The following is a 3,251-nucleotide window of genomic DNA, read 5'->3' as shown; positions in this document are numbered from 1 at the left end:
GACTCACACCTCTCAGGACGGGCTCTGGCCGGCGAGCTGCTGGATCCGCACGATCACGAACTCGGCGGGTTTGAGCGGGGCGAACCCGACGACCACGTTGACCACGCCGCGGTCCCGGTCGTCGCTGGTGGTGGTCTCCGCGTCGCACCGCACCAGGTACGCCTCGCGCGGCGTGCGCCCGGCGAACGCGCCCTTGCGGAACAGGTCCTGCATGAACGACGTCAGGTTCAGCCGCAGCTGTGACCACAACGGCTCGTCGTTGGGCTCGAAGACGGCCCACTGGGTGCCCCGGAAGACGCTCTCCTCGACATAGAGCGCGAGCCGTCGGACCGGGGTGTACTTCCACTGGCTGGCCAGCACGTCCGCGCCGGCGGTGGTGCGGGCGCCCCAGTTGACGGTGCCGGTCACCGGGAAGGTGCGCAGGCAGTTGAGCCCCAACGGGTTGAGCACACCGTTCTCGGCGTCGGTCAGCGGATAGACCAGGCTGGTCACCCCCCGCAGCTGTGCCTCGGTGCCGGCCGGTGCCTTCCACACGCCCCGTTCGGTGTCCTGGCGGGCGTACAGGCCGGCGAGGGTGCCGCCGGGGGCGACGGTGCGGGGTCGGAAGCCGTCGGTGGGGTCGGGAATGCGCAGCCGGGGGAAGTGGGCCACCGCGTTGGGGCCCTTGACCCCGAGTTGGTTGATCCAGTCCAGGGCGCGGTCCGGGTCGTCCACTCCCGGCGGCGGGTCGACCAGCAGGACCGCCCGCCGCCGTTCGCAGACGTCGTAGGCGGCCGACCAGACCGCCTCCGGGTCCAGCCCGCTGTCGACGACGCCGGGGTCGCCGTGCTTGGCGCGGGTGGCGTCGGGGATGCAGAGCAGGTTGAACAGGTCGGTTTTGAGCAGCGCGTAGATGCCGGTGTAGGCGGCCTCGCTGCCGATCAGCGCGCCGGTGCCGGGCAGGGTGGTGCCGTCGGAACCGGTGACCAGGTCGCCCTGCCCGAGCCGCTTGACGCCGACCGGGCTGATCCGGCCGACGTTGGTGGCAGCACCTGACAGGCCCAGCAGGGCCGCGCCGTCGGCCACGTCACCGGCGGGGGTGACCCCCGCGACGGTGAAGGCGGCGTCCACGGCCGCCGGGGCGACCAACGCGTCCACGTCGCCGAGGACGCGCAGCCCACCGGCGGCGGTGGGTACCACCCGGACCCGCAGGCCGGCCGCGCCGTCGGCGGCGCCGAGCGCCGTGTTGACCTTCCGCTGCAGCAGCGCGGCCACCCCGGCCGGGGAGGACGGCAGCCGCTCGCCCTTGGTCAGCACGGTGACGGTCACCGGGGCGACCGCCGGCACGGTCTTGGCGGGGTCGTTCGGGTCCGGTTTGGTGGGCCGGTCGGGCTGCACGGTGAGCCGGTAGTTCTTGGCGGCGTCCACCGTGGGCGTGCCGAGCGCCGCGCCGACCGTGCCGCTGGGTACCGGTCGTCCCGCCCCGGCGGCCCCGGCCCGTGCCCGGACCAGCGCCGAACCCCGGTCCGGGTCGTTGAGCAGGGCCACCGCGTACGCGGCGCTGGTCGGGTCGGCGGACAGACCGGTGAACCGTTCGGTGTCGCCGGTGGCGGTGTCGGTGACGGTCAGGTTGAACGACGTGGCGTCGGCGGCCCCGTCGTGGTCGACGTCGACGAGTAGTCCGCTGCCCCACGCTCCGGTGCTCGTCGCGTCCAGCAGCAGCGCGGACTTCGCCCCGGCGCCGACCTTGTCCAGCAGGGTCACCGAGGCGGCCCGGGCGTCGACGCGGGGCACCCGCACGACCAGGGCGGCGGCCCCGCCGTTGCGGAAGAACTGCTGCACGGCCAGGCTGAGTTCGGAGTCCCGGTCGGCCCCGCCGAACCGGCGTTCGAACTCGCCGAAGGTGTTCACCCGGACGGCCCGGTGCTCCGGTCCGGTCCGGACGTATCCCACGAAGGCGGTCACCCCGGTCGCCACGCCGATGACGGGGCGGACGGAACTCGCGACTTCCTCGATGTACACGCCGGGATAGCTCGGAGTGACGGGCATGACTACCTCGTCTCGCAGTGGCGGGTCGGCTGTTGTCACCCTCCGCTCATGCCGTACCCACCTCTAGCGGGCACCCGACTACGTCGCGTCAGCTACCCGACACCCGGTGCCGTCACCGGTTCACGGAGACGAGTTGTCGGTGCGCCGGCCTCCGGTCCCCTCCGGCACGTGTCCCGCCGGTCACCGGTAGAGCTGAAAGTTGTCGAATTCGAAGACGCCGGTGCTCGTCGCGATGACGCCGCTCTGCCCGTCGGTCAGTTCCTCCGCCGGCACCGTCTTGACCCGGGTGTCGTCGAGGTAGAGGTCGAGCCGGTCGCCGTGGCCGACGATCCCGATCCGGTTCCAGCCGCCGGGCCGGATCCGGTCCGAGGCCTCGGTGAACCGGTAGGACAGTCCGCCGCCGCTCGGCCGACGGACGGCGAACGAGTAGGTGCCGTCGGGCGAGACCAGGAAGGCGTAGTACGCCCGGGGTTGCTCGGTGGTCCGGTAGAGCAGGCCCGCCGAGCTTGCCGGGGTGCCGTGCTCGGGAATCCGGACGTCGACGGTGACCGGTCGGTCGGCGGCGTCGAGCGCCGTGCCGGTGCGGTGGTCCCGGACGCTGACCCAGTGGTAGCGCACGGCGTTGCGGTCGGCCCGGTTGGTGAGCCGGAACAGGCCGTTGCCGGTGTCCACCTGGGTGGTCCAGGCGTCGTCCGGATCGCGGTCGCCGTCGGGGTCGGTCCAACTCGCGTAGTACCGGTCGGCTTCCTGCGGGTCGGCCAGCGGCGAGTTGAACGACTCGGAGAAGGCCGACTCGGCGAAAGGCGAGGACGGGGGCCGGTGCGGGATCAACGTCACGACACCGCCCACCACCCCCACCGCCCCGGCGAGGACGGCGACGACGGTCGGAATGGACCGGACCAGTCGTTGTCGGCGCGTCGGTCGGGCGTCGACCGGCGGCTCGTCCGCGCTGCTGCCAGGGGGACCGGAGTTGCCGTCCCGGTCGTCGGGGCGGGCGGGTTCGGCGTCGACTGCCCGTTGCTGTTGCGCGCTGCGCTCCTGTCCGGCGGGGCGCTCCTGTCCGGCGGGGTGCTCTTGGTCGGCGGGGCGCTTCTGGTCGGCGGGGCGGTCCTGCGTGCGACGCGCCGGGTCGACGGCGGCGTCTTCGGTGTGGTCAGACGCTGACATGGAGTAATCATGTCAGGCGTGCGCAGCCGTTCACCCCGGGCGACCGTCGGCTACTC

Annotated in this window: 2 protein-coding genes; both read right to left on the bottom strand. The window is 73.0% G+C overall.

The window, feature by feature from the left end:
* Positions 1–12: 12 nt before the first annotated feature.
* Entirely contained in the window at positions 13–2,028 is a 2,016-nt protein-coding gene (locus AB0C22_RS05105) for a phage tail sheath C-terminal domain-containing protein (protein ID WP_219461759.1), read from the bottom strand.
* 180 nt (positions 2,029–2,208) lie between these two features.
* Positions 2,209–3,195, bottom strand: a complete 987-nt coding sequence (locus AB0C22_RS05100) for a hypothetical protein (protein ID WP_219461763.1) — start codon at positions 3,193–3,195, stop codon at positions 2,209–2,211.
* Positions 3,196–3,251 lie beyond the last annotated feature (56 nt).

This window comes from Micromonospora sp. NPDC048894, from assembly GCF_040649765.1.
Lineage (GTDB): Bacteria > Actinomycetota > Actinomycetes > Mycobacteriales > Micromonosporaceae > Micromonospora > Micromonospora antibiotica.
The sequence above is the reverse complement of the archived record's forward strand: the minus strand, read 5'-3'. Positions and strand labels throughout refer to the sequence as shown.

Excerpts from the sequence above, each read along its gene's own strand:
- AB0C22_RS05105 (WP_219461759.1), bottom strand. The coding sequence starts at position 2,028 with ATGCCCGTCACTCCGAGCTATCCCGGCGTGTACATCGAGGAAGTCGCG.
- AB0C22_RS05100 (WP_219461763.1), bottom strand. The coding sequence starts at position 3,195 with ATGTCAGCGTCTGACCACACCGAAGACGCCGCCGTCGACCCGGCGCGT.